Below are 23,799 nucleotides of genomic sequence, written 5' to 3' on the forward strand. Positions count from 1 at the left end.
GGTGTGAGCGTCTCCGGTGCTTCAGGGTGCTGGAAAGCGCTTGCCCGTTACGCTACCCCGCGCAAAAACGTTTCGCAAGGGTCTTCTCGCAAATCTTGTAACGATTCACGAACGCCGGCAGGTGAGAACGCCGTCCGTGCCCACGCTCAGCGTCGCCGTGTGGACGGCGCTCCGTCGTGCCGCGTCCGGCGCGGCATCCGCGATCTCGGCGCCGTCCCACCAGGGGTGCGTGAAGTAGTAGAGCCGGGCGGTGTCGGTCTCGGTATCGACGACCACCATCCCGTGGCGCCCCACCTGCACGCCGAGGTCCGCAGGGCCGTGCTCGCCGAGGATCACGGCATCCGCCCCGCCCTGTCGCGTCCAGGTGATCGCGTCGTCGGAGCTGTACACCGCCATACCGCGCCACTCGTCGGTGAGGAGGAACCATCGGCCGGCGAGCGCGAAGGCGTAGGGGCCCTCGTGGGGTCGACCGGCGATCGCGGTCCCCTCGCTCCGCCACGATTCCAGATCGGCGGATGCGGCGACCTTCGTCATCGAGTCCGCGGCCTCGTCCTTGTGCCAGAGCCGCCACAGCCCGTCCGGGCAGCGGGCGACGGCGGCGTCGATGACCCGATCGCTGTCGAGGGCGAGCGGGCCCCGACGCTCCCACGTCGCAAGATCGTCGGAGACGTACGCGACGATGTGCCGCGCATGGCCCGGCCATGCGTCCGGGATGCCGTCGATCTCGGTGAGGAACATCCACCAGCGCCGGTCGTCGTGGATCACCTCCGGCGCCCAGTGGGTCTCGGCGACGGTGACCGGCGGACCGTCGGGGTCGAGGGCGAGCCCGGTGGGCGTCGGCTCCAGCGTGCCGGCGTAGTCCCAGCGGAGGCCGTCGTCGGAGTGCGCGACGCCGATACGGCTCCCATGCACCCACGCGACGCCGGGTCCGGGGGCGGGATGGCTCGCCCGGCGCTGGGTGTAGAACATCCACCACGTGCCGTCGTCCGCGCGCACCACCGTCGGGTCGGTCGCCCCGTCGTAGACCGGATCGCGGTAGATCTCGCCCGGCGCGGGGGCATCGGCGTCCGGCGCCGGTGCCGCCTCAGCCACGCAGGTCGCGCACCGGGCTCGCGAAGCCGCGGCGGTGCGTGGGATGGGTGGCGAGATCGTCCGGGGTGACCGGGCGTCCGTCGTCGGCGGCCGAGGCGTAGACGGCGGCCACCAGCTCGAACGAGCGCGCGGGTGCGTCGGCGGTGGGCGGCAGCGGCGCTCCGGTCCGGAGGGCCGCGAAGACATCGCGCATGAGGGGATCGTGCCCGCTGGGTTCCTCGACGTCGGGGAGCGCCCATGCGGCGGCCTCGTCCTCGAATCCGGGCGCCGGGGTGATCTTCCAGTTGTCGTGCCCGTGGCCGTAGAGATGGTCCACCGTGATCGTGGCGCGCTGGGTGTCGATGCGGATCGTGCTGATCTCGCGCGGCGACACCGCGCTCGTGATCATCTGCGCCACGGTCCCCTGCGCGAACCGGATCGTGGCGGTCGACACGTCCTCCGTCGCGGTCTCGCGGTCCAGGCGCCACAGGCGCGCCTCCACCTCCGCCCAGTCGCCGAGGAGGAACGCGAGGAGATCCAGCTGATGGATGCCGTGCCCGAGCGTGGGTCCGCCGCCCTCGGTCTCCCACTTCCCGCGCCACGGCACGGCGAAGTAGTCGGCATCGCGGAACCACAGTGTCTGGCACAGGGCGACCAGCGGGCGACCCAGCGCGCCGGAGTCGAGGAGCCCCTTCACGTGCGCGGCGGCGGTGCCGGTGCGCTGCTGGAAGACGACCGCCAGCCGTCGGTCCACGGCGGCCGCAGCCGCGCGCATCGCGTCGAGCTCGTCGAGGCTGGGTGCCGGGGGCTTCTCGACGATCACGTGCGCCCCCGAGGAGAGGGCGGCGATCGCCTGCGCTGCGTGGGCCACCGGCGGCGTGCACACGTGGACGACGTCGGGCGCCGCATCCTGCAGCAGCGTGTCGAGGTCGTCGTACACGACGACGCCCTCGCGACCGGCCGCGAAGGCCTCCGCGGAGGGCCGCGAGAGGTCGGTCACGGCGACGAGGGTCGCACCGGGGTCGACGTCGATGGCGTGGCGGTGGGCGTGGGCGATCGCGCCCGTGCCGACGATGGCGCAGCGCAGCGGTTCGGTCATGCGGCGGTCCTTTCGGGAGAGGTGTCGGGGTGGATCACGGGGTGATCCCCGCCTGGGTCGCGTGCAGGTGCGAGTATCGTCCGGCGCGCGCGAGGAGGTCGTCGTGGGCGCCCTCCTCGACGATCTCGCCGTGCTCCAGCACGATGATGCGGTCGGCTTGGCGGATCGTGGAGAGCCGGTGGGCGACCACGAGGGTCGTTCGACCGCGCATGAGTCTCGTCAGAGCGCTCTTGACCAGCTCCTCCGATTCGGGGTCGAGGGCGCTGGTGGCTTCGTCGAGCAAGAGGATCCGGAGGTCGCGGACGAGGGCACGAGCGATCGCGAGGCGCTGGCGCTGACCTCCGGACAGGCGCGCGCCGCGCTCGCCGACGACGGTGTTCCAGCCGTCCGGAAGCCGGTCGACGAACTCCGCGGCGTTCGCGTCGACGAGCGCGGCGCGGATGCGGTCGTCTTCGACGTCGTCGCGGCCGTACGCGATGTTCTCGCGGATCGTGCCCTCGAAGAGAACCGACTCCTGCGGGACGACCGAGACGTGACGCCGGGCGGTGCGCAGATCCAGCTCCTGCATGTCCGCGCCGTCGAGGAGGATGCGCCCGGATGTGGGGCGGACGAAGCCGAGCACGAGGTTGAGCATCGTGGACTTGCCCGACCCGGACGACCCGACGAAGGCGACGGTCTCGCCCGCGGCGATCGACAGCGACACGTCGTGGACGGCATCCCGATCCGCGTCGGGGTAGCGGTGACTCACCCGCTCGAGGTCGAGGCGGCCCGAGACCTCGGGGACGGCGCGCTTGCCCTCGTTCTGCTCGAGGTCAGGCTCCTGCAGCACCTCGGCGATGGAGCGCATGGACTCCAGGCCCCGGGCGCCGACCGGGATGAGCATGAGCAGCGCCGTCAGCCCCTGTGTCAGCAGCGTGAAGTAGGTCGAGAGCAGGACGACTTCGCCGGGGGTGATCGGAAGGATGCCGGAGAGCGAGAAGACGGCGGCGAGGACGAGGCATCCGAGTCCGAGCAGCTGCATGCTCACCCACGACAGTGACGCGACGTGCCCGTTGAGCATGTCGAGGTGCAGGCCCGCCCGACGGACCCCGTCCGCTCCCGTCGCCACGCGCGAGACCGCGGTGCGCTCGAGGCCGTGGGCGCGGGTGACCGGGATGAGCGAGGCCATCTCGCCGACGCGCGCGGCGAAGCCCTCGACCTCGCGCCGGAAGACCTCGTTGCGCACGCGAGACCGGCGCCCCAGCACCCACCGCAGGCCGAGGGCGATCGGAACAGCGAGGGCGTAGACGGGGAGGAACTCCGGCACCGCGATCGCGGTCATCGCCAGAGCTCCGCAGAGCACCATGATCGACGACAGCAGGGGGTGCGTCACCTGCTGCAGCATGAGCTCGACGTTCTCCACGTCGCGCACGACCTTGGTCTGCACGATCGACGAGCTGACGCGCGTGTGGTACCCGATCGACAGGCTCTGCAGGCGCGCCGCAAGGGAGTTGCGGAGGTCGGCGCCGGTGTCGCGGACGACGGTCATGAAGTTCCGTGTGTAGACGATGTGCATCGGATAGTTCTGCAGCAGCAGGACGCCGGCGATCGCGAACCAGCCGAGCACGGTCCGCACATCGCCCCCGGTGGCGACGATGTCGATGATCTCGGCGGTGACCACCGGGAGGAACCACAGCGGGATCTCCTTCATCGTGAACGCCAGGATCGCGCCCGTCATGCGCGCGGGTCGACGCGCGAGCAGACGCAGCACCGACCGCGCCGGCCGCTGGCCGTCGACGACGCGAACCGCGTCGGTAAGCGCTTTCTGGGTCATGCGGCCATGCTACGCCGAGAGGCGGGTCCGGTGTCACCCCGACCCGGTGGAGGCGCGTGCGATGAGCTCCGGCGCGTAGACGACCGCGGGGTCGGGGGGCGGCGCCTCGCCCGCGATCGCGGCTATGAGGAGCTCGGCCGCACGCCGACCCATCTCCCGCGCCGGCTGACGGATGCTGGTGAGGGGGACGGTCGCGATGGCGGCGAACTCGATGTCGTCGTAGCCGACGACGGCGATGTCCTCGGGAACGCGGACGCCGTGCGACAGGAGGCCGTGGACGAGTCCGATGGCGAGGTGATCGTTCGAGGTGACGATGCCGTCGGGCCGGGATGCGGCATCCCGCGCGGCGATCGCGGCGCCGAACGCGATCCCGGTCTCGGAGGTGGTGCGGCGGGTCCAGATCGGTTCCACGGTGGCGCCGGCCACCTGCGCCACGGCGGCGCGGGTGCCCGCGAGGCGCTCGCGCTCCTGCCGCACCTCCTCGCGGGCCCCGACGAAGGCGAGGCGGCGGCGGCCGCACGCGAGGAGATGCTCGGCGGCGAGGCGTCCTCCGGCGACGTCGTCGAACGAGACGGACGGGAGGATGCCGGCGTCGTCGACGGCGTCGACCATCACGACCGGGACGCCGCGGGCGCGCAGGCGCGCGATCCCTGGTGACGGGTCGCCGAACGGACTCACCAGGGCGCCCTCGACCTGCACCCGGTCGAAGAGCTCGAGGTGGTGGCTCTCGCGGGCGGCGTCGTCGCTGGCGTTGCCGACGAGGATGCTCAGCCCGGCCGCCGCCGCGGCATCCTCCGCTCCGGCGACAAGCTCGGCGAAGAAGGGGTTGGCGATGTTGATCACCGTCATGCCGAGCAGGCCGCTGCGACCGGCGCGGAGCTGGCGTGCGGCGTGCAGCGGAACGTAGCCGAGGTCGTCGGCGATGGTGCGGATGCGGGCGCCGAGGGCGGCGCTCACCTGCTCGGGGTGGTTCAGCGCGTTGCTGACCGTGCTGATCGACACGCCGGCGCGGGCGGCGACGTCACGGATGCCTACGCGCTTCATCACGGCCGCCTCGATCTCGGTCCCTCGCGCATCGCCGCGGGAGGAAAAACGTTTCGGGGCCGAGGCTAGCCCAGCCGTGCGCCGCGGCCAAACCGCCGCGCGGACGCGTTCGTGTGGCGCTCGTCGCCCCCTCGTGCCCGCCGAGGCGGCCACGGCTGCCACCTCAACGCGCCGGAAGGGCCTCCGCGCGGGGCCAGACGCGCAGGCGTCCGCACATCCCGAAGCGCTCGCCCGGTTCCGCGTCGGCGCGGGCGACACGCGCATCGCTCAGGATGCCGGCATCCGCCGTCGCGAGCGCGTCGAGCTGTGCGCGCGTGCGCTCCGTCTCGCGGGCGACCGTGGCCTCCCACAGGGCGGACCACGCCGCGACCCTCGGGTGGACGAGCCGCGCGGCGCGCGCGTGGAGCGCCGCGAGCGCCATGGCCGGGCCGTCGCGCTCGACGGCGGCGAGGAGCTCCGCGTAGCCGGCGAGGGCGAGGTCGCGGCGGGCGCGGGCGGCGGTGGCGAGGGTCTTCTCGTCGCCGGTGTCCGGCAGGGCCGCCGCGGCGCGATAAGCGGCGGCGTCGTCCAGGATGTCGGAGGGGAAGGTGAGCACGGCGTCGCCCGCCTCGGGGAGGCCCGCGTTCTGCATGACCACAAGGAGTTCGAGTCGATCGTGGTTCACGAGGCGGTGCACGGTGCCCGGGGAGAACCACGCCGTCACCCCGTCCGTGAGCGGGGTCACGGCGAGGCCGTCGGGGGTGAGCGTGTGCACCTCGCCGGAACCGCTGAGGACGACGTACCCCTCACTCGACGCCGTGTGCAGGTGCGGTGAGCCGCCCGGCACTCCGTCCGCATCAGGCCAGTCGTAGACGCGGAGCCGGCTCGCGGCCACGCTGCCCGGGAAGAGCGGGGTGGTCACAGGGCGAACTCCGCCGCGATGACGCGGGTCTCGTCCGGCGTCCAGACGCGGTCGCCGATCACCCAGCGGTGCGCGAGCGCGAGCTCGGCATCCGGGTCGAGAGTGATCGCCTCCGCGAACGCGGGGGAGGGCGCGAGGATCGGGAACGGCTCGCTCCGCACGAACCACCGGATCGCGGGATCGGCGGTCGAGCTCCCCGCGAACGCGAGCACGGTGCCGCCCCCGTCGACCTCGTCGTGCTCGCCGGAGAGCGCGATCCACTCCGCCGTCGATCCCATCACCGCGGCGGGGTCGGCCGCATCCGCCTCGGGCGCGGCCGAGCTGAGGACGCGTCCCCCGGTCCACGCGCGCGCGAGCCGCAGCGCGACCCCGGTGTAGCCGGCGTTCGGGCGCCCCTGCGTCGTGGGGCTGCCGAGTTCGAGCGGGCGGCTACTGATGTTGCGCAGCGTCGTGGTGACGTCCAGTGACCACAGTCCTCGGGCGCGATCGAGGCCATGGAAGCGGTGCCGCCGCTCCTCCGCGATCCATGCGTCGCCCGCGCGCGTGATCCAGGTCAGACTCTCGGTGAACGACACCTCCTCCCCGGCATCCTCGGTCGCCGTGAAGGCATCGTGGCGGATGGTCCCGACATTGTCCCGGGCGACGTAGCCGAGCCCGTCGACGTAGGTCGGTCCGCCCCAGAAGTTCTCGCCGGACACATGAGTCCAGGTCACCTGCAGGCCCTTGTGCCACCGGTGATCCCACGGGCGGTAGGCCGAGACGACGGCGCCGTCGAGCGTCCGCACGGGATGGAGATACGGCTTTTCGCCGCCCTCGGCCTCGGGCACGGGGTCGAAGACGTAGTGGGCGATCTCGATTCCGGATGCCGCGACCGAGGCGGCGGCATCCGTGAGGTCCAGGGTGAAGTCGGCCATGCCGCCATTCTCGCCCAGATGGGCGGAAAGCGCTTGCCTTCCGCCCCGGGTCGTCGAATCCGCGTCAGGCCATCGACTCGTGCAGGTCGCGCGCCTTCGTCACGCGGTAGGGCGAGACCGGGTTCGTCGCGAGCACGATCTTGCCCCGCGCGTGCAGCTGCGACAGGTCGCGGTAGGCCTCGGCGATGTCGCTCAGCGGGTACAGCCCTGATACGAGGAGGCGGAAGGCGCCCTCGGCGTAAAGGGTCGCCACGCGACGCAGCAGGTCCGTGCCGTGCGCGACCGAGACCGGGTCATCCTGCAGCAGGCGCAGCTCGACGTCGCGGCGATCGGCGCTCGAGCGGTACCGCTCGGCAGGCACGCCGAGGTCGGCGGCGACGTCGCGGCCGTCCTTGCCGAAGTTGTCGATGTAGGCGGTGACCTGTCCGCGGGAAACGTGCCGGATCCGGTCGGTGAGGCCGTCGCCGTACCGCACCGGGATGATCCCGAGCTGGCGCAGGTAGTCGAAGTTGCGCTCGCCGCAGGTGCCGATCACACGCGCGCCGCGGCGCTTGGCGAGCTGCACCTCGAGGCTCCCCACCCCTCCCGCGGCAGCCGAGACCACGACGACGTCGGATGCCCCGATCCTCAGGTCGTCGAGCATCTCCAGCGCCGTCGCGCCGGCGAGGTACAGACCCCCGGCGATCTCCCACGACATCGTGCGGGGCTTGGCCACGATCGCACCAGCCGACACCGTGACGAACGTCGCGTGCGCCCCGGAGCGGACGTGCCCGATGACCTCGTCGCCGGGCCGGAATCCGCTCACATGGCTGCCGACGGCGCGCACGATCCCGGCGAAGTCGCTCCCCGAGAAGCGCGGCCACGGGTCGTCGTGGAAGACGTGCTCGTGCCCCTCGCGGATGAAGCTGTCGATGTGGCTGATCCCCGCCGAGACGACCTCGACGACGACCTCTCCCGAGCCCGGCCCGTCGAGCGGATGCCGGTCCTCCTTCAGCACGTCCGCACCGCCGTGCTCCTCGTACCGATAGCGCGTGGCTTCCGCCGGCATCCTTTTCATCGAAGGCCTCCTCGGCTCGAACGGGGCGGCATCGTCGCCGTCACAGAGGTATTCGGCGCCAATACCCCAATCGGATGCACCCCGCTCGCGACTTTCTCGCGCGCTCATGTGACAGGTGTGGCCCCCTCACCGCGCGTGAGGGGGCCACACCTGTCACATGAACGGGCGAAGAATCGAGGTCAGCCGCCGAGGGCGGCGGAGACGACCGCGCGGGCCTCGGCCTGCACCTCAGCGAGGTGCTCGGGTCCGCGCAGGCTCTCGGCGTAGAGCTTGTAGACGTCTTCGGTGCCCGAGGGGCGCGCAGCGAACCACGCCGACTCCGTCTGTACCTTGAGGCCCCCGATCGCCGCGCCGTTGCCGGGGGCGTGCGAGAGCTTCGCCGTGATCGGCTCGCCGGCGAGCGTCGTCGCCGACACCGCGTCGCCCGACAGTTTCGACAGCGTCGCCTTCTGCTCCGGGGTCGCCGGGGCGTCCACGCGCTGGTAGGCCGACGCGCCGAACTCGGCCTCGAGCTCCGCGTAGCGCTGGGAGGGGGTCTTGCCGGTCACGGCGAGGATCTCGGCGGCCAGCAGGCACAGCAGGATGCCGTCCTTGTCGGTCGTCCACACGGTGCCGTCGAAGCGCAGGAACGACGCGCCCGCCGACTCCTCCCCGCCGAAGGCGACGGATCCGTCGAGGAGGCCCGGCACGAACCACTTGAACCCGACCGGAACCTCCAGCAGGTCCCGCCCGAGCGAGGCGGCGACGCGGTCGATGATCATCGACGAGACCAGCGTCTTCCCGATCGCGGCATCCTTCGGCCAGTCCGGGCGGTGTCCGTACAGGTAGTCGATGGCGACGGCGAGGTAGTGGTTCGGGTTCATCAGCCCCGCGTCGGGGGTGACGATGCCGTGGCGGTCGGCGTCGGCGTCGTTCCCGGTGAGGATGTCGTAGTCGTGGCGCTTGGCGACGAGCGACGCCATCGCGGAGGGGGAGGAGGGATCCATGCGGATCTTCTCGTCCCAGTCGAGCGTCATGAAGCGCCACGTCGGGTCGACGTCGGGGTTCACGACGGTGAGGTCGAGGTCGTGCACCTCGGCGATGAGCGCCCAGTAGTCCACGGATGCCCCGCCCAGCGGGTCGGCGCCGATGCGGACGCCCGCGCGGCGGATGGCGTCGAGGTCGATGATGTCGGCGAGATCGCGCACGTACACGTCGCGGAAGTCGTAGGAGCCGAGCGCGTCGGCGTCGATGTCGGCGAACGGGGTGCGCCGGACCTCCTCGAGGCCGCCCTCGATGATCGCGTTCGCGCGGTCGGCGATCCACCCGGTCGCGTCCGTGTCGGCGGGACCGCCGTGCGGGGGGTTGTACTTGAAGCCGCCGTCGCGGGGCGGGTTGTGGCTCGGGGTCACGACGATGCCGTCCGCGCGGTCGGGATCGTCGGCATCCCGACCCTTGTTCCACGTCAGGATCGCGTGGCTGAGCGCCGGGGTGGGCACCCACGCGTCGCGGGAGTCGACACGCACGTCGACGCCGTTCGCGACGAGCACCTCGATGGCGCTGCGCTCGGCGGGCAGCGACAGTCCGTGCGTGTCGCGTCCGAGGAAGAGTGGGCCGGCGATGCCCTGGCGCTGGCGGTAGTCGGCGATCGCCTGCGTCGTGGCGAGGATGTGCGCCTCGTTGAAGCTCGCCGAGAGCGACGACCCGCGGTGTCCGCTGGTGCCGAACGCCACGCGCTGGGAGGGCACGGCGGGATCGGGGGCGATGTCGTAGTAGGCGTTGATCAGCTCATCGATGTCGATGAGGTCGGACGGTTCGGCGGGCTGTCCTGCGCGACTCATACTCCCCAGTCTGCCTGCTGCGCGGGGTCGCCGCACGCATCTAGGCTGACACGCGTGACTTCCGCGCCCCCACAGCCGCCGGCACCGCCGGCCCGCCGTACGTACAGCTACCTCGGACCCGCGGGCACATTCACCGAGGCCGCGCTGGCGCAGGTCCCCGAAGCGCGCGGTGGCGTCTGGAAGTCGGTCCGCAACGTCGCCGAGGCCCTCGAGGACGTCGTCGAAGGCCGGTCGGATGCCGCCATGATCGCGATCGAGAACTCCGTCGACGGCGGGGTCTCGACGGCGCAGGATGCGCTGGCGACGATGCCGGGCGTCCGGATCGTGGGGGAGTACCTCGTCCCCGTGCGGTTCGTCCTGGTCGGTCGGCCCGGCGCGACGCTCGAGGACGTCTCGCTCGTCGCCGCGCACCCGGTCGCGTACGCCCAGTGCCTGCGCTGGCTCGGACGCGCCCTCCCCGCCCACGCGCACCTTCCGGCGGCGAGCAACGTCGCCAGCGCCCTCGAGCTCCTCGACGGCACGAGCGGAGCGGATGCCGCGATCTCGCCGCCCGGCATCCTGGAGCACCACGATCTCGAGCTCCTCGCCGAGGACATCGGCGACAACCCGAACGCCGTGACGCGGTTCGTCCTCGTGGCCCGGACGATCGCTCCGCAGCCGCCGACCGGTGCCGACAAGACCTCGCTCATCGTCGAGCTGCCCGACGACCACCCCGGGGCGCTGCTGGAGATGCTCGAGCAGTTCGCCACCCGGGGGATCAACCTCTCCCTCCTCGCGTCGCGCCCGATCGGCGACGCACTCGGCCGCTACCGCTTCGTCATCGATGCCGACGGACACATCCAGGACGAACGGATGGCGGATGCCCTCCTCGGGCTCCGCCGCTTCAGCCCGCGGGTGATCTTCCTCGGGTCGTATCCCCGCGCCGATCGTGCGGTGGTCCGCTATCCGGAGCGCTACTCGGACGACATCTTCGTCGAGGCGCGCGACTGGCTCCGCGGCCTCATCACCGGCGAGCCCGGCGTCCGCTGACCCGCGGGGCCCGTGCGGAGACCGTTGCGTGGTGGGTCAGGCGGCGACGGGTTCGGGCTGCGCGAGCAGCTCCAGGGTCCGCAGACGCGCGTCGGGGCGGTCCATCGGCTCCTCGCGGTCGGAACCCGCCACCGGCGAGATCATGACCTCGTCCACACCCCAGCGCTCGGCGAACGCGGCGAGGTCGGCCGTGACGTCCGCGGCGGTGCCGACGAACCACTTCGCGCGGAGCGCGTCCCACATCGGCGCGGCGAGGCGGTCGGTCTTCTCCGCCCCGGCGGCCTCTTCGACGCTCTCCAGGGCCGTGAGGGGGCGGCCGGTGCGGAGGCGTGCCATCATGCGGGCCTGCGGGAGGGCGCGAGCGTCCGCCTCCTCCACGGTGTCGGCCACCACGGCGTTGGCGGTGAGGAAGGTCCGCGGGGCGGGGTTCTCCTCGTTCGGGACGAAACCGGTGCGGTAGAGGTCGAGAGCGCGCTCGAGCCCCTCGCCGGAGAAGTGGTTGGCGAAGACATAGGGGAGGCCGAGCGTCGCGGCCAGCTGCGCCGAGTAGTCGCTCGAGCCGAGGAGCCAGACCTCGGGGACCGAGGATGCCGCCGGCGTCGCGGTGACCTCGTACGTGCCGCCGCTGGTGAAGCGGAGGCTCGCGCCGTCCCGGGAGACGAGCGAGCGGATGTCGCGCACGTGGTCGGGGAACCGGTCGACGTCGCTCGTGGTGCCCGACTGGCGGAGCAGCTGGGTGATCACCGGGTCGCTGCCGGGGGCGCGGCCGAGGCCGAGGTCGACCCGGCCGGGCGCGAGCGCCTCGAGGGCGGCGAACTGCTCGGCGACGACCAGCGGCGCATGGTTGGGCAGCATCACGCCGCCCGAGCCGACGCGGATGCGGCTCGTTCGGGCCGCCGCGGCGGCGATCAGCACGGGCGGCGTCGTCGAGGCGACGGCCGGCATGTTGTGGTGCTCGGCGAACCAGTAGCGCCGCATCCCGAGCTCGTCCGCGCGGGCGGCGAGCGTCAGGGAGGACGCCACCGCCTCCGCACTCGTCTGTCCCGTGCGCACCGGCACGAGGTCCAGGACCGACAGGGCCGGCATCCGCTGCTGTGTGTTCGACTCGCTCACCCCGATGCCAACCGGTCGTCCCGGCGCCGCATTCCCCGTCGCGACGTCGTGTCGGCTCAGCGCGGCGTGCGCTTGACCTTCTCGTACGCGTCGAGCGCGGCGTTCCGCGAGGCCTTAAGGTCGACGATCGGCTCGGGAGCGCCGCCATCAAGGTGCTCGGGGGCCCACCGGCGGACGTACTCGTCGTGCTTGTCGAACTTCTCGCGCTGCAGCTCGGGATTGAACACCCGGAAGTACGGGGCGGCATCTGCGCCGGATCCGGCGACCCACTGCCAGCTGAACGGGTTGGAGGCCTCGTCGGCGTCGACGAGGCAGTCCCAGAACCACTCCTCGCCGCGGCGCCAGTCGATCATGAGGTTCTTGATGAGGAAGGATGCCGTGACCATCCGCACGCGGTTGTGCATGATGCCGGAGTGCCAGAGCTCCTTCATGCCGGCATCCACGAGCGCGACGCCGGTCTCCCCGCGCTGCCACGCCTCGAGGTGGGTCGGCTCCAGCCGCGGCCAGGGGAAGGCGTCGAACTCGGGGCGGAGGTTCTTCGTCGCGAGATCCGGGAAGTGGTACAGCGTGTGCCACGCGAACTCGCGCCAGCCCACCTCGGAGAGGAACTTCGCCCCGCCGCCGGTCTCGACGGTCTCGTGCCACACCGTGTAGGGGCTGATCTCGCCCCAGCGCAGGCGCGGAGACAGGCGCGACGTGACGTCGCGGGCGGGTTCGTCGCGGCCGCGGGAGTAGTCGTCGAGGTCGGTGCGGAGGAACTCCCGTAGGCGTGCCCGAGCCGCCGGCTCTCCCGGCTCCCATGTCTCGCGCAGGCCTCCCGCCCAGTCGGGGCGCGTCGGGAGCAGTGCCCAGTCGTCCAGATCGTCCGACGCGACGCGCCGGCCGGGACCGGCGAGCTCGCGCGGCTCGGGAAGGGGCGCGCGCGGCGACGGCAGGGCCTGGCAGGCCTTCCAGAACGGGGTGAAGACCGAGAAATGGGTTCCCGACCCGGTCGTCACGGTCCACGGCTCGAAGAGGACGGATGCCGCGAACGACGCGACCTCGACACCGTCGTCGCGAAGCGAGGCCTTGAGGTCGGCGTCCACCGTGCGTCCGGGCCCTCCATAGCGACGGTTCCAGAACACCGCACCGGCACCGGTGTCGGTCACGAGCTGCGGCACGACGTCGGCGGCCGCGCCTCGGCGGAGGATGAGCTGGCCGCCGCGTTCCGCGATGCGCTCGCCGAGCGAGACGAGGGAGTGATGCAGCCACCAGCGTGCGGCACCGCCGAGCGGGCGCATGTCCGGGCTCTCTTCGTCGAGGAGGTACAGAGCGATGATCGGCTCGTCCCGATCGATCGCCGCACGCAGGGCCGGGTTGTCGGCGAGGCGCAGGTCGTCGCGGAACCACACGATGCTGGGGCTGCTCATGCGACCATCCTGGCGCGGCAGGGACGCCTCGGGGCGGTCTCGGCGAACCGCGCCGCGATGCGTATACTTCCCGCCGCTTGCCGCGCCTCCGCCGGCGAGCGGACTCAGAGGGTGCGCGTGTCGTGCCCGCGGGGGACGGCGACGAGGAGTCCGCCGGCGTCCACGCGCGTGGCGATGTCGATGACCTCGCCGAACTCGTCGCCGTCGAGCTGCACGGGGTGCGGCTCGGCCATCCCGACCTCGGCGCCGGTGCCACGGGCGTAGCGGACGGCGTTGTCCTTCGTGCGGAGGGCCAAGACCCGGCGTCCGGCACGGAAGCGACGGAGGAAGCTGTTGTCCCACGCGACGCGGCGCCACACGAAGATCCAGCCGAGCGCCCCCTTCGGCTGGAACATGACGATGTCGAGGTTCCCATCCGTGAGCGAGGCTTCCGGGATCAGCTCGAGGCCCGCCGGCAGTGACCCGCAGTTGGCGAAGAGCACGCTGTGCACGCGCGCCGAGTGCAGGCGGTGGCCGGTGATCTCGTACATGACGCGGAACGGCTTGGCGTTCGCGAGCGACCGGGCCGCGCCGTCGACGTAGGCGACCCATCCGACGCTCTTCTTCAGCGCGGGATTGGTGTTGGCGATCATCGCGGCGTCGAGTCCCACCCCGCCCATCACCACGAAGGCGTGGTCGGCGCGCGTGCCGTCGGGGCGCGTGAGCGTCGCCCAGCCGATGTCCATCGCCAGGCGGTCACCCTCGAAGGTCGCGCGGATCATGCGATCGCGATCGTCCAGGGGCAGGCGGAGATTCCGGGCGAGGAGGTTGCCCGTCCCGCTCGGGACGATCGTGAGGGGGATCCCGGTCCCGCCCATGGCCTCCGCGACGGCGCGGACCGTGCCGTCGCCCCCGGCCACGAGGACGGCATCCGCCCCCTTCTGGAGGGCCTGGCGGGTGACGTCGTCGCCGAGATCGTCGACCGTCGTCTCGTAGAAGAGCGGTTCGGCCCACCCGGCGTCTCGCGCGGCCGTCTCGACGGCGCGGCGGAGGCCGTCCGCCTCGACCTTCGTCGGGTTGTAGACGAGCGCCGCGACCTTGCCGGCACGGTCGCCGCCGGACATCTCCGCGGTGCGCCCCTCGGTGTCCACCCGGCGCGCTTCGCCGTCGGCATCGCCCGTCGTGTCGGGGGCGACATCCTCGGGTTCGCGGATGATGTCGTTGGGGGCCGCGGCGTCCTCCGGGTCCGGCGCACCCGGGCGATCGGGGGTCATGCGTACACAATAGGCCCGACCTCAGGGCTGCCCCGACGCGGGCGGTGACTAAGCTCGGAGGGGTGATCGATCTCACCCTCCTCCGCGACAACCCCGACCAGGTCAAGCGTTCGCAGGAGAAGCGCGGACTCTCTCCGGACACCGTGGATGCCGCGCTCGCCGCCGACCATGACCGTCGCCGCGCGATCACGACGTTCGAAGAGCTCCGCGCCGACCAGAACGCGCACGGCAAGCTCGTGGCGCGGGCCCCCAAAGACGAGAAGGCGGCGCTCGTGGCCCAGGCCAAGGAGCTGAGCGACCGCGTGAAGGCCGCGCAGCACGCCGTGGGTGAGGCCGAACAGGCCGCGGAAGCGGCGCTCGCCGCGATCGAGAACCTCGTCATCGACGACGTGCCCGCCGGCGGTGAAGCCGACTTCGTCACCCTCCGCACGCACGGAGAGCCGGCATCCTTCGACTTCGAGCCGCGCGACCACCTCGCCCTCGGCGAGATGCTCGGCGCCATCGACATGGAGCGCGGCACCAAGGTCTCCGGCAGCCGCTTCTACTTCCTCACCGGGGTCGGCGCGCGCCTCGAGTACGCCCTGATGTCGCTGGCGATGCAGCGGGCGCTGGATGCCGGGTTCATCCCGATGATCCCGCCGACCCTCGTGCGTCCCGAGGTGATGCGGGGCACCGGGTTCCTCGGGCAGCACGCCGCGGAGATCTACCACCTCCCCGAAGACGACCTCTACCTCGTCGGGACCAGCGAGGTGCCCCTCGCCGGGTACCACATGGGCGAGATCCTCGACCTCGCCGCCGGCGCCAAGCGCTACGCCGGCTGGTCGACCTGTTACCGCCGTGAGGCGGGTTCGTACGGCAAGGACACCCGCGGCATCATCCGCGTGCACCAGTTCAACAAGCTCGAGATGTTCGTCTACACGACCCCGGAGGATGCCGAGGCCGAGCACCTCCGGCTCGTCGCCCTCCAGGAGCAGATGCTGCAGGACCTCGGGCTCGGCTACCGCGTCATCGACGTCGCCGCCGGCGACCTCGGCTCCAGCGCCGCGCGGAAGTACGACATCGAGGCGTGGGTGCCCACTCAGGGCGCGTATCGCGAGCTCACCTCGACCTCCAACTGCACCACCTACCAGGCGCGTCGGCTCGACATCCGTCACCGCCCCGCCGCGGAGGACGGCGGCACGGGGCGCACCCAGCACGTCGCGACCCTCAACGGCACGCTCGCCACCACGCGCTGGATCGTGGCGATCCTCGAGACGCACCAGCGCGAAGACGGATCCGTCGCCGTGCCGGAGGTGCTGCGCCCGTACCTCGGCGGCCTCGAGGTGCTGGAGCCGATCGCATGAGCGAAGCGCACCTGCCGCCCACGGGCGAGGTGAAGGTCGTGAAGGCCAAGAAGGCCGCGAAGCTCGTCGAGCGAGTAGCCCGCGAGACCGAGGACCCCGCGGTCCCCACGGAGCGGCTGCTCATCGCCCTCGACATCGACGGCACGCTGATCCTCGAGGACGAGTCGTTGAGCCCTGGCGTCGTGGATGCGGTGGCCCACGCCGACCGTGCCGGCCACGAGGTCATGATCGCGACGGGACGCAGCTGGGAGGCCACGCGCGGCATCCTGCGCGTCCTCGGGCTCGCCCCCGAGTACGTCGTCTGCTCCAACGGCGCCGTGGTGCTCCGCCGAGAGGATGCCGACGATCTCCTCTACGAGCGCTGGCACGTCGAGACCTTCGACCCCCGTGAGGTGCTCGCCGACCTCCGCGTCCACCTGCCGGATGCGCGCTACCTCGTCGAGCTGCCCAACGGCGACCGCCTGTACACCGAGTACCTCGACGACTGGAACCTCATCGAGGCGCGGCGGGTGGCCTTCGACGAGCTCGGCGATCAGCCGGTCTGCCGTGTCGTGGTCGTCTCGCCGGAGCAGCAGGAAGAGGACTTCGTCGACCTCGTCTCGCGCATCGGCCTGAGCCAGGTCTCCTACTCGGTCGGGTGGACGGCGTGGCTCGACATCGCCCCCCAGGGGGTCGACAAGAGCACCGCGCTCGAACTCGTCCGCACCGAGCTCGGCATCGACCCGCCGCACGTGCTCGTCATCGGCGACGGGCGCAACGACGTCGGGATGATGCGCTGGGCCGTGGAGAACGGCGGCCGCGCGGTGGCGATGAAGCAGGGGCCGCCCGAGGTGCACGACGCAGCGGGGGAGATCACGCTGTCGGTCCACGAGGGCGGTGTCGCCGCCGTCCTGCATCGGCTCTGACCGAGCGGCTGCACGATCACGCGGAGCGGGGTGTCTCAGCCCGTCCTCAGGCGTGCACTGGAACAATGAGGCGACCGAGCGGTCGGCTAGACTCGACGCCGTTCGACAGGGCGCCGTGACCCGGCATCCGGTCGGGAGGGTTGTCCGAGCGGCCGATGGACCTGGTCTTGAAAACCAGTGGGCAGCAATGTCCCGTGGGTTCGAATCCCACACCCTCCGCAGAGTGTGCCGGATGACCCCGGGGCGGAGTACGACGAGATCCACCCGAGAGGACCCGAGTGAGCGAGAAGTCCCAGCCCTCGTCTCGGCGTCCGGCGTCGGGGCGTCGCACCGTCGCCCGGCACGGAGAATTGCGCTCGCCGCATCCGTTCGCCTCGCTCATGAAGATCGTCGGCATCATGCTGGCCGTCGTCCTCGTCTCGGGTGCGGGCATCGCCGCGTACGCCGTCACCGACATCGCCACAGGCTTCGCCGATGAGGCCGTCGAACTCGAGGGCCAGGAGAGCGTTCCGCCCGACATCGGCGCGATCGAGGGCGGCGTGAACATGTTCCTCGCGGGCACCGACGCGTGCGAGCCCGAGTACGCCCAGTTCTTCGGTGACCGGTGTTCGGGAGCGGATGCCGAGGGCGAGCTCAACGACGTCAACATGCTCGTCCACATCTCGGACGAGCCCCGTCGCGTCACGGTCGTCTCGTTCCCCCGCGACCTCATGGTCGAGATCCCCTCCTGCACCCGCGAGGACGGCAGCGAGTCGTCGCCGCAGAGCTACGCGCCGATCAACTCCGCGTTCTCGGTCGGGGGACTGTCGTGCGTCGTGAAGACCGTGTCGCAGCTGAGCGGGCAGAACATCCCCTTCGCCGCGAAGGTCACGTGGGGCGGGGTCATCGAGATCACCGACGCCGTCGGCGGCGTCGAGGTGTGCCTGGCCTCCGGCATCCGCGACGTGAACACCGGCATCGACTGGCCCGCGGGCAACCGCACGATCCAGGGCCTGGAGGCTCTGCAGTTCCTCCGCACCCGCTACGGCGTCGGTGACGGCTCCGACCTCGGGCGCATCTCGAACCAGCAGCAGTACATGTCGCGGCTCGCGCGGAAGCTCATCAGCGGCGAGGTCCTCTCCGACCCCGCGACGCTCTACCGCCTCGCGACGACCACCGTCGACAACGTCACTCCCAGCCAGAGCCTCACGAACCCGCTGACGCTCGTGCAGATCGCGCTCGCCGTCCGCGACGTGCCCTTCGACGAGATCGTCTTCGTGCAGTACCCCGTCCTCACCGACCCGTACGACGAGAACAAGGTCGTGCCCGATGAGGCGTCCGCGTCGGTCCTGTGGGACGCGATCGCCGCCAACCAGCCGCTGACCCTCACCGGCGAGGCCGGCGCGAACGAGGGCGTCGTGGTTGTCGAGGACGGTGAGCCCGCACCGGAGAACGGGGGCGAGGCCGCACCGGAGGACGGTGGCGAGGTGGCCCCCGAAGAGGACGGCGAGGCCGTGGAGCCGACTCCGGCGCCGGCGGAGACCTCCGTCGCACTCCCGTCGACCATCCCCGGTTCCACGGCGGCGCAGGAGACCTGCTCCAACGGCAACCTGCGCGGGTTCGGGTGACCGGCGCGCATCAGCCGGCGCCCCGCGCGGGGCGCGAGACCGTCGCACGGCATGCCCGTGAGACGCGGCATCCGCTCATCCGTGCCCTGTCGGTGGTGGGCGTCGTGGTCGCCGTGCTCGCCACGAGCATCGCCGGCGTCGCCGCGTACACCGTGTGGGACACCGTCTCCGCCCTCGAGGACTCGTCCGTCGAGCTCGTCGGGAACGAGGTGCTCCCGCCGTCGATCGGCGAGATCGAGGGTGGGGTCAACGTCCTCCTGGTCGGATCGGATTCGTGCGAGGGGCAGGACATCTCGCTCTTCCCGCGCTGCGCGAACAACGACGCCGAGGGTGAGCGCAACGACGTCACGATGCTGGTGCACATCTCCGACGAGCCGCGGCGGGTGACCGTCGTGTCTTTCCCGCGCGACATGATCGTGCCGATCCCCTCCTGCCCGGACGGCGAGGGTGGGCAGTACTCGGCGATGTCGGCGCAGCCGCTGAACGCCTCGTACATGTACGGCGGTCTTCCGTGCACGGCGCTGACGATCGAGGAGCTCACCGGCGAGGAGATCCACTTCGCCGCCGCGATCCGCTGGACCGGCGTCATCGACATGTCGGACGCGATCGGCGGCGTCGACGTGTGCGTCGCCGGTGACATCTCAGACGTCCACACCGGCCTGTCTCTCACTGAGGGCGAGCACACGTTGCAGGGCGTGCAGGCGCTGCAGTTCCTCCGCATCCGCCACGGCATCGGCGACGGTTCCGATCTCGGGCGCATCTCCAATCAGCAGCAGTTCATGTCGTCGATGGTGCGCAAGCTGAAATCGGATGCCGTCCTCGGCGATCCGCAGACGCTGCTCCGCTTCGCCACCACAGCCGTCGGCCTGACGCGGCAGGACCCGCCGCAGCTGGTGCTGAGCTCGGATCTGGCGAACCCCATGCGCATGGTGCAGATCGCGATGGCGGCCAAGGACGTGCCGTTCGAAGACATCGTCTTCGTGCAGTACCCCACCGAGTACGACGCCGACTTCGTCCACGTGCTGCCGGTACGCGACGCGGCGGACGTGCTGTTCGCGGCGCTCCGGGAGAACCAGGCGGTCACCCTGACCGGCGAGGCCAGCCAGGGGTATGGCGTCGAGGTGCGCGGCGAGGTCGACGCCGGCGAGGCGGCGGAGCCCGCGCCCGAGGGTGAGGGCGACGCAGCGGCGGGCGAGACGGATGCCGCACCCGAGGCGGAGGGCGAGACCGGTGGTGAGGCCGCCGCCCCGATTGAGCGCGTCGAGCTGCCCTCCCAGATCGCCGGCACCACGGCTGCCGAGGTCACCTGCACGCGCCCCGAGTCCTGATCCGCGCGGTTCGGCAGGAGCGGCTTGTGCGGCTATGATTGCCAGGCGCGCTCGTTGGTTTTCCGTCGAGCGCCTGGAGACGTCGCATAGTCAGGCCTAGTGCACCACCCTGCTAAGGTGGAGTCCCCTCACGGGGACCGAGGGTTCAAATCCCTCCGTCTCCGCTGAAAAACCCCCGGTCAGCGCCTGTCAATCCCGCATCCGGAGCGCGAGGTCGGGAGCACGTACCTCTCTGGCTCCAGAACTAGTACGAACGCTTCTGGCAGACCTTCGTTCCTCCACAACGGCCGATTCGGGCGGGCTGTCCACAATCCGTCGCTTGCCGCGATCGGCGCGATGTTCTCGTCGGAGCGCATCCCGTTGGACTATGCGCTCCTGAAGCTCCACGTGCGGTGAGCGCGGCCGGCAGTGGCCCTGATCCCAGCATGCTCCTTCGATCTGTCGGTGACGCATGCTATCGTAATCGCAACAAACGCAACCTTCTGCGTTTACGTGTATTGAGGTGATTCCCGTGTCTCGCGCTGCAGTCATCGAAGAGACGTACCTTCCCAGCAGGGGAGACGAGCTCGCTCCTGTTCTGGACTTCCTCGCCGCCCATGAGGCTGTCGGGCGAGCTCTTCCCGAGCCAAGGTACTTTCTCGCGCGAGCGCGTCCAGGCGATCAGGTAGAACTCCCGGAGGAGGTCTACCTTGCGCTCCGCAAGGTTGTTGATGCCATGCAGCGCGGGCTGGCCGTCTCGGTTGTGCCGCAAACGACGCGGTTGACCACTCAGCAAGCAGCAGATCTCCTGAACGTAAGCCGCCCGACCGTTGTCAAGCTCCTCGACGAGGGCGAGATCCCGTTCGAGAGGGCCGGAACGCATCGCCGTGTTCTCCTTGCAGATCTGCTCGAGTATCGGGAGCGCCGTCGTGAGCGTCAGTACGACATGCTCTCTTCTACGCGTGACGCTGTCGACGAGGACAACGTCGAACAGACGCTAGAGGACCTCAAATCGGCGAGGAAGGCGGTCGCGTCGTGGCGGGCTGCCCGCCTTTAGCTCCGGAGCCTGACACGATGGGGGACGTGTTCACGGCAACCCTCGACACCAGCGTGCTGTGGCCGAGCCTGCAACGTGACTTCCTCCTTTCCCTCGCGATCGAAGGCGCGTATCGACCGAGTTGGAGCTCGACGATCCTCGAAGAGCTCGAATATCACGAGGACGCCAAGCTCGTGAAGCGGGGAATCCCTGTAGCGGAGGCTGCAGGCCGCGAAGAACACCGTCGCGCTCAACCCCAGGCGCGCGCTCACCGCGGTGCAGGAGATCGCGAGTCGTTCCGGCCGCTACGGTGCAGCACTCACCGTCGAGGAAATCCTAGACACCTTGCGAGCCCGATACGGCATGATCGAAGCCGTCGAGATGATGGTCGAAGCGGCGTCCGCGTAGTCACTCCGACCAGGCGTCCTCACCTTTCGGAGAGTTGCGCTCTTGGTGTCATCGGTTTCGCCACGCGGTCAGCGCCTTGTCGACTCGATCAGCGAGGAGGATGAAGGCGTCCGCCTCCCGCTGTTCCTCCGTGCGTCGGTTGGGCGTCCTCCCGGGGAGAAAACTGCGCATGTCTTCGGCCGTCAACTCGGCTGTGATGTTTCCGAGAGCGTGCAGAAGCGCGGCGCCGCTGTCGCCTCCGATCCTCCCCTTCATCGTGGACATTCCATCACCGTCGTGGGTCACCGTCATCGACCTCAGTGCTTCGAGGATTAGAACGGCGGGTTCGCCTTCTACGAGGACTTCATCGATCGTCATGGCGGCACGGTAGGACGCACCTCCGACACTCCCGCGAGCAAGTGACCCGCGAATCGCCGATCTACCGGCGATCCGGAGCCTGCCCCTTTCACAGTCGGCCACCATTCGTCAACACCCGGCGCGTTTCCCCACGCCGCGCCATCATGAGCTGTCGAACACGGCCTCAACGACCTCGCCCGGGGAGGAACCATGACCGAGCAGACCATCGCCGCACCCGCAACGACCGTCAGACCCAACTGGCCCGTCCTGATCGGGTCCTCCGTCCTCATCGTCGGCATCGCGGTGTGGGCGATCATCCTTCCGGATCAGGCCGGGGGCGTCATCGGCTCGGCCGTCGGGTGGGTGGCCACCAACCTCGGCTGGTATTACATCCTTACGGCCACGCTCGTCCTCGGTTTCGTGATCTATCTCGCGCTGTCCCCTATGGGGAAGACGAAGCTCGGACCGGATCACTCGAGGCCGCAGTTCCGCCTCTTCACCTGGATGTCGATGCTCTTCGCCGCGGGCATCGGCATCGACCTCCTCTTCTTTTCCGTCGCCGAGCCGGTCGCGCAGTACTACGAACCGCCCACCGGCGCCTCTGAGAACATCGAGGCCGCGCGGCAGGCGGTCGTCTGGACGCTGTTCCACTACGGGCCCGTCGGCTGGGCGATGTACGCCCTCATGGGCGGCGCCTTCGCGTACTTCGCCTACCGCCGCAACCTGCCGCTCAGCATCCGTTCGCTGTTGACGCCGATCCTCGGCAACCGTCTGCGCGGGTGGGCGGGTCACACGGTCGACATCGCCGCCGTCCTCGGCACGGTGTTCGGCATCGCGACCTCGCTCGGTATCGGCGTGGTGCAGCTCAACTACGGCCTCTATCTCCTCTTCGGCATCCCGCAGGGGGTGGCGGCGCAGGTCGGACTCATCGTCCTCGCCGTCGTCATGGCGACGATCTCCACTGTCTCCGGTGTCGAGAAGGGCATCCGACGACTGTCGGAGCTGAACGTGATCCTGGCGATCCTCCTGCTGTTCTTCCTCGCGATCACCGGGAACACCCGGCGGCTCCTCGACGGCATCGTGATGAACGTCGGCGACTTCGTCTCCACGTTCCCGAGCATGGTGATGAACACCTTCGCGTGGGTGCAGCCGGACAGCTGGATGAGCGCGTGGACCCTGTTCTTCTGGGCGTGGTGGATCGCGTGGGCACCCTTCGTGGGGCTCTTCCTCGCGCGCATCTCCCGAGGCCGCACGCTCCGTCAGTTCATCACGGGCGTCCTCGTCGTGCCGTTCGTGTTCATCGCCGTCTTCATCTCCGTCCTCGGGAACTCCGCGCTCGAGCTCATCGTCGGCGGCAACGATTCCTTCGGGCAAACGGCGCTCGCCTCGCCGGAGCAGGGGTTCTACGACCTCCTCGCGGCTTACCCCGCCGCCCCGTTCGTCATCGCCCTCGCCACCCTCACGGGCCTGCTGTTCTACGTCACCTCCGCAGACTCCGGCGCGCTCGTGCTGGCGAACTTCACCTCGATCATCGAGGATCCGCGCGAAGACGGCGGCAGCCGGATGCGGGTCTACTGGGCGGTCGTCACGGGCGTGCTGACGATGTCGATGCTTCTGATCGGCGGCATCTCGACCCTGCAGAACGCGACCCTCATCGTCGGTGTGCCGTTCTCGATCGTGCTGTACCTGGTGATGATCTCCCTCTTCCGGGCCCTGCGCACGGAGCAGCATCAGGCCGAAGGGTTCCGCGCGACCGTGACCGCGCGGATTGCGACCGTGGAGACGCCGTGGCGGCGACGCCTCCGTCGCGTTGCCGAGTTCCCCGACCGCGATAAGGCACTGAACTACCTGGAGAAGACAGCTGAGCCGGCGCTGCGGGACGTCGAGACCGAACTCGCCGCGGTCGGCGTGGACGTGTCATGCGTGCGCTCCGACGTGCCCGACGTCGACCTCCCGACGGTCGTCCTCACCGCCCGGTTCCCGGACCACGCCGACTTCGTCTACCAGGTCTACCCGGTCGTTGAAGAGCTGCCGACCTACGCGCGCCGCGCGCCCCGTCGGAGCGATCTCTACTACCGGCTCGAGGTGTTCACCGCGACCGGTTCCCGCGGCTACGACGTCTACGGCTACACCACCGAGCAGCTGATCGCCGACGCCGTCGCGCACTACGAATCCCACATGGAATTCCTGCGCGTCGCCCCCGACGGCCAGGACGCCTCGATCGTCGAGGACGCCCCCGTCCCGGACTGGCAGTCCGACTTCCCCACCCACCAGAGCTGACCCGCCTGTTCAACGCCCCACACAGCAGTCACAGCAAGCCCGAGCAGAAGGAGC

At 70.5% G+C, this 23,799-nt stretch carries 19 protein-coding genes and 2 tRNA genes; 9 read left to right on the forward strand and 12 right to left on the reverse strand.

Annotated features, from left to right (window positions below; genetic code table 11):
* Positions 1-105 precede the first annotated feature (105 nt).
* The 8 genes from LTL01_RS02405 to pgm form a co-directional block, all read right to left on the reverse strand.
* A complete protein-coding gene (locus tag LTL01_RS02405) occupies positions 106-1,092 on the reverse strand; it encodes a family 43 glycosylhydrolase (protein ID WP_236967260.1) in 987 nt (328 codons plus the stop codon).
* Positions 1,085-2,170 carry a Gfo/Idh/MocA family protein gene (locus tag LTL01_RS02410; RefSeq protein WP_236967261.1) on the reverse strand — a complete coding sequence of 362 codons (1,086 nt, stop codon included), beginning with the start codon at positions 2,168-2,170 and terminating at the stop codon, positions 1,085-1,087. The genes LTL01_RS02405 and LTL01_RS02410 overlap by 8 nt, the downstream gene beginning before the upstream one ends.
* 34 nt (positions 2,171-2,204) lie before the next feature.
* On the reverse strand, positions 2,205-3,983 hold the full coding sequence (locus LTL01_RS02415) for an ABC transporter ATP-binding protein (protein ID WP_236967262.1): 1,779 nt from the start codon (positions 3,981-3,983) through the stop codon (positions 2,205-2,207).
* 33 nt (positions 3,984-4,016) lie between these two features.
* Entirely contained in the window at positions 4,017-5,027 is a 1,011-nt protein-coding gene (locus tag LTL01_RS02420) for a LacI family DNA-binding transcriptional regulator (RefSeq protein ID WP_236967263.1), read from the reverse strand.
* Between the two features lie 163 nt (positions 5,028-5,190).
* The gene (locus tag LTL01_RS02425; RefSeq protein WP_236967264.1) at positions 5,191-5,928 is read right to left on the reverse strand and encodes a cupin domain-containing protein; all 738 of its coding nucleotides are present in this window, start codon (positions 5,926-5,928) and stop codon (positions 5,191-5,193) included.
* Positions 5,925-6,842 (reverse strand): DUF6807 domain-containing protein, encoded by a 918-nt coding sequence (locus LTL01_RS02430; protein ID WP_236967265.1) that lies wholly within the window; start codon positions 6,840-6,842, stop codon positions 5,925-5,927. Before LTL01_RS02430 ends, LTL01_RS02425 begins: the two co-directional genes overlap by 4 nt.
* 64 nt (positions 6,843-6,906) lie before the next feature.
* Positions 6,907-7,899 carry an NADP-dependent oxidoreductase gene (locus LTL01_RS02435; RefSeq protein WP_236967266.1) on the reverse strand — a complete coding sequence of 331 codons (993 nt, stop codon included), beginning with the start codon at positions 7,897-7,899 and terminating at the stop codon, positions 6,907-6,909.
* Between the two features lie 179 nt (positions 7,900-8,078).
* Positions 8,079-9,719, reverse strand: a complete 1,641-nt coding sequence (gene pgm / locus LTL01_RS02440) for a phosphoglucomutase (alpha-D-glucose-1,6-bisphosphate-dependent) (protein WP_236967267.1) — start codon at positions 9,717-9,719, stop codon at positions 8,079-8,081.
* A 54-nt stretch (positions 9,720-9,773) separates the two neighbouring features.
* Between pgm and pheA the strand changes: the two genes are divergently transcribed.
* Positions 9,774-10,748, forward strand: a complete 975-nt coding sequence (gene pheA, locus LTL01_RS02445; protein ID WP_236967268.1) for a prephenate dehydratase — start codon at positions 9,774-9,776, stop codon at positions 10,746-10,748.
* A gap of 36 nt (positions 10,749-10,784) precedes the next feature.
* Here the strand turns inward: pheA and LTL01_RS02450 are convergent, their stop codons facing one another.
* The 3 genes from LTL01_RS02450 to LTL01_RS02460 all read right to left on the reverse strand — a co-directional run bounded on the left by LTL01_RS02450 (position 10,785) and on the right by LTL01_RS02460 (position 14,523).
* Positions 10,785-11,834 (reverse strand): LLM class flavin-dependent oxidoreductase, encoded by a 1,050-nt coding sequence (locus LTL01_RS02450; RefSeq protein ID WP_236967717.1) that lies wholly within the window; start codon positions 11,832-11,834, stop codon positions 10,785-10,787.
* A gap of 83 nt (positions 11,835-11,917) precedes the next feature.
* Complete coding sequence (locus LTL01_RS02455; protein WP_236967269.1) at positions 11,918-13,270, reverse strand: cryptochrome/photolyase family protein; 1,353 nt, start codon at positions 13,268-13,270, stop codon at positions 11,918-11,920.
* 104 nt (positions 13,271-13,374) lie between these two features.
* Positions 13,375-14,523: a diacylglycerol/lipid kinase family protein gene (locus LTL01_RS02460; RefSeq protein WP_236967270.1), complete on the reverse strand. Its 1,149-nt coding sequence runs from the start codon at positions 14,521-14,523 to the stop codon at positions 13,375-13,377.
* Between the two features lie 62 nt (positions 14,524-14,585).
* On the opposite strand from LTL01_RS02460, the gene serS reads away from it, so the two are divergent.
* From serS to LTL01_RS14795, 7 genes are all read left to right on the forward strand, one after another.
* Entirely contained in the window at positions 14,586-15,866 is a 1,281-nt protein-coding gene (serS, locus tag LTL01_RS02465) for a serine--tRNA ligase (RefSeq protein ID WP_236967271.1), read from the forward strand.
* The gene (locus LTL01_RS02470) at positions 15,863-16,771 is read left to right on the forward strand and encodes an HAD family hydrolase (protein WP_236967272.1); all 909 of its coding nucleotides are present in this window, start codon (positions 15,863-15,865) and stop codon (positions 16,769-16,771) included. Before serS ends, LTL01_RS02470 begins: the two co-directional genes overlap by 4 nt.
* 134 nt (positions 16,772-16,905) lie before the next feature.
* A tRNA-Ser gene (locus tag LTL01_RS02475) sits at positions 16,906-16,990 on the forward strand.
* A gap of 59 nt (positions 16,991-17,049) precedes the next feature.
* Positions 17,050-18,378 (forward strand): LCP family protein, encoded by a 1,329-nt coding sequence (locus LTL01_RS02480; protein ID WP_236967273.1) that lies wholly within the window; start codon positions 17,050-17,052, stop codon positions 18,376-18,378.
* A complete protein-coding gene (locus LTL01_RS02485; protein ID WP_236967274.1) occupies positions 18,375-19,706 on the forward strand; it encodes an LCP family protein in 1,332 nt (443 codons plus the stop codon). Before LTL01_RS02480 ends, LTL01_RS02485 begins: the two co-directional genes overlap by 4 nt.
* A gap of 75 nt (positions 19,707-19,781) precedes the next feature.
* Positions 19,782-19,870: transfer RNA gene (locus tag LTL01_RS02490), tRNA-Ser, on the forward strand.
* A 347-nt stretch (positions 19,871-20,217) separates the two neighbouring features.
* On the forward strand, positions 20,218-20,742 hold the full coding sequence (locus LTL01_RS14795; RefSeq protein WP_236967275.1) for a helix-turn-helix domain-containing protein: 525 nt from the start codon (positions 20,218-20,220) through the stop codon (positions 20,740-20,742).
* A 435-nt stretch (positions 20,743-21,177) separates the two neighbouring features.
* On the opposite strand, the gene LTL01_RS02500 is transcribed toward LTL01_RS14795, so the two are convergent.
* Positions 21,178-21,486: a DUF222 domain-containing protein gene (locus tag LTL01_RS02500; protein WP_236967276.1), complete on the reverse strand. Its 309-nt coding sequence runs from the start codon at positions 21,484-21,486 to the stop codon at positions 21,178-21,180.
* A gap of 189 nt (positions 21,487-21,675) precedes the next feature.
* Here LTL01_RS02500 and betT point away from each other — a divergent pair, with 189 nt between their 5' ends.
* Positions 21,676-23,745: a choline BCCT transporter BetT gene (betT, locus tag LTL01_RS02505; RefSeq protein WP_236967277.1), complete on the forward strand. Its 2,070-nt coding sequence runs from the start codon at positions 21,676-21,678 to the stop codon at positions 23,743-23,745.
* Positions 23,746-23,799 lie beyond the last annotated feature (54 nt).

The organism is Microbacterium aurantiacum (assembly GCF_021654035.1).
Classification (GTDB): domain Bacteria; phylum Actinomycetota; class Actinomycetes; order Actinomycetales; family Microbacteriaceae; genus Microbacterium; species Microbacterium aurantiacum.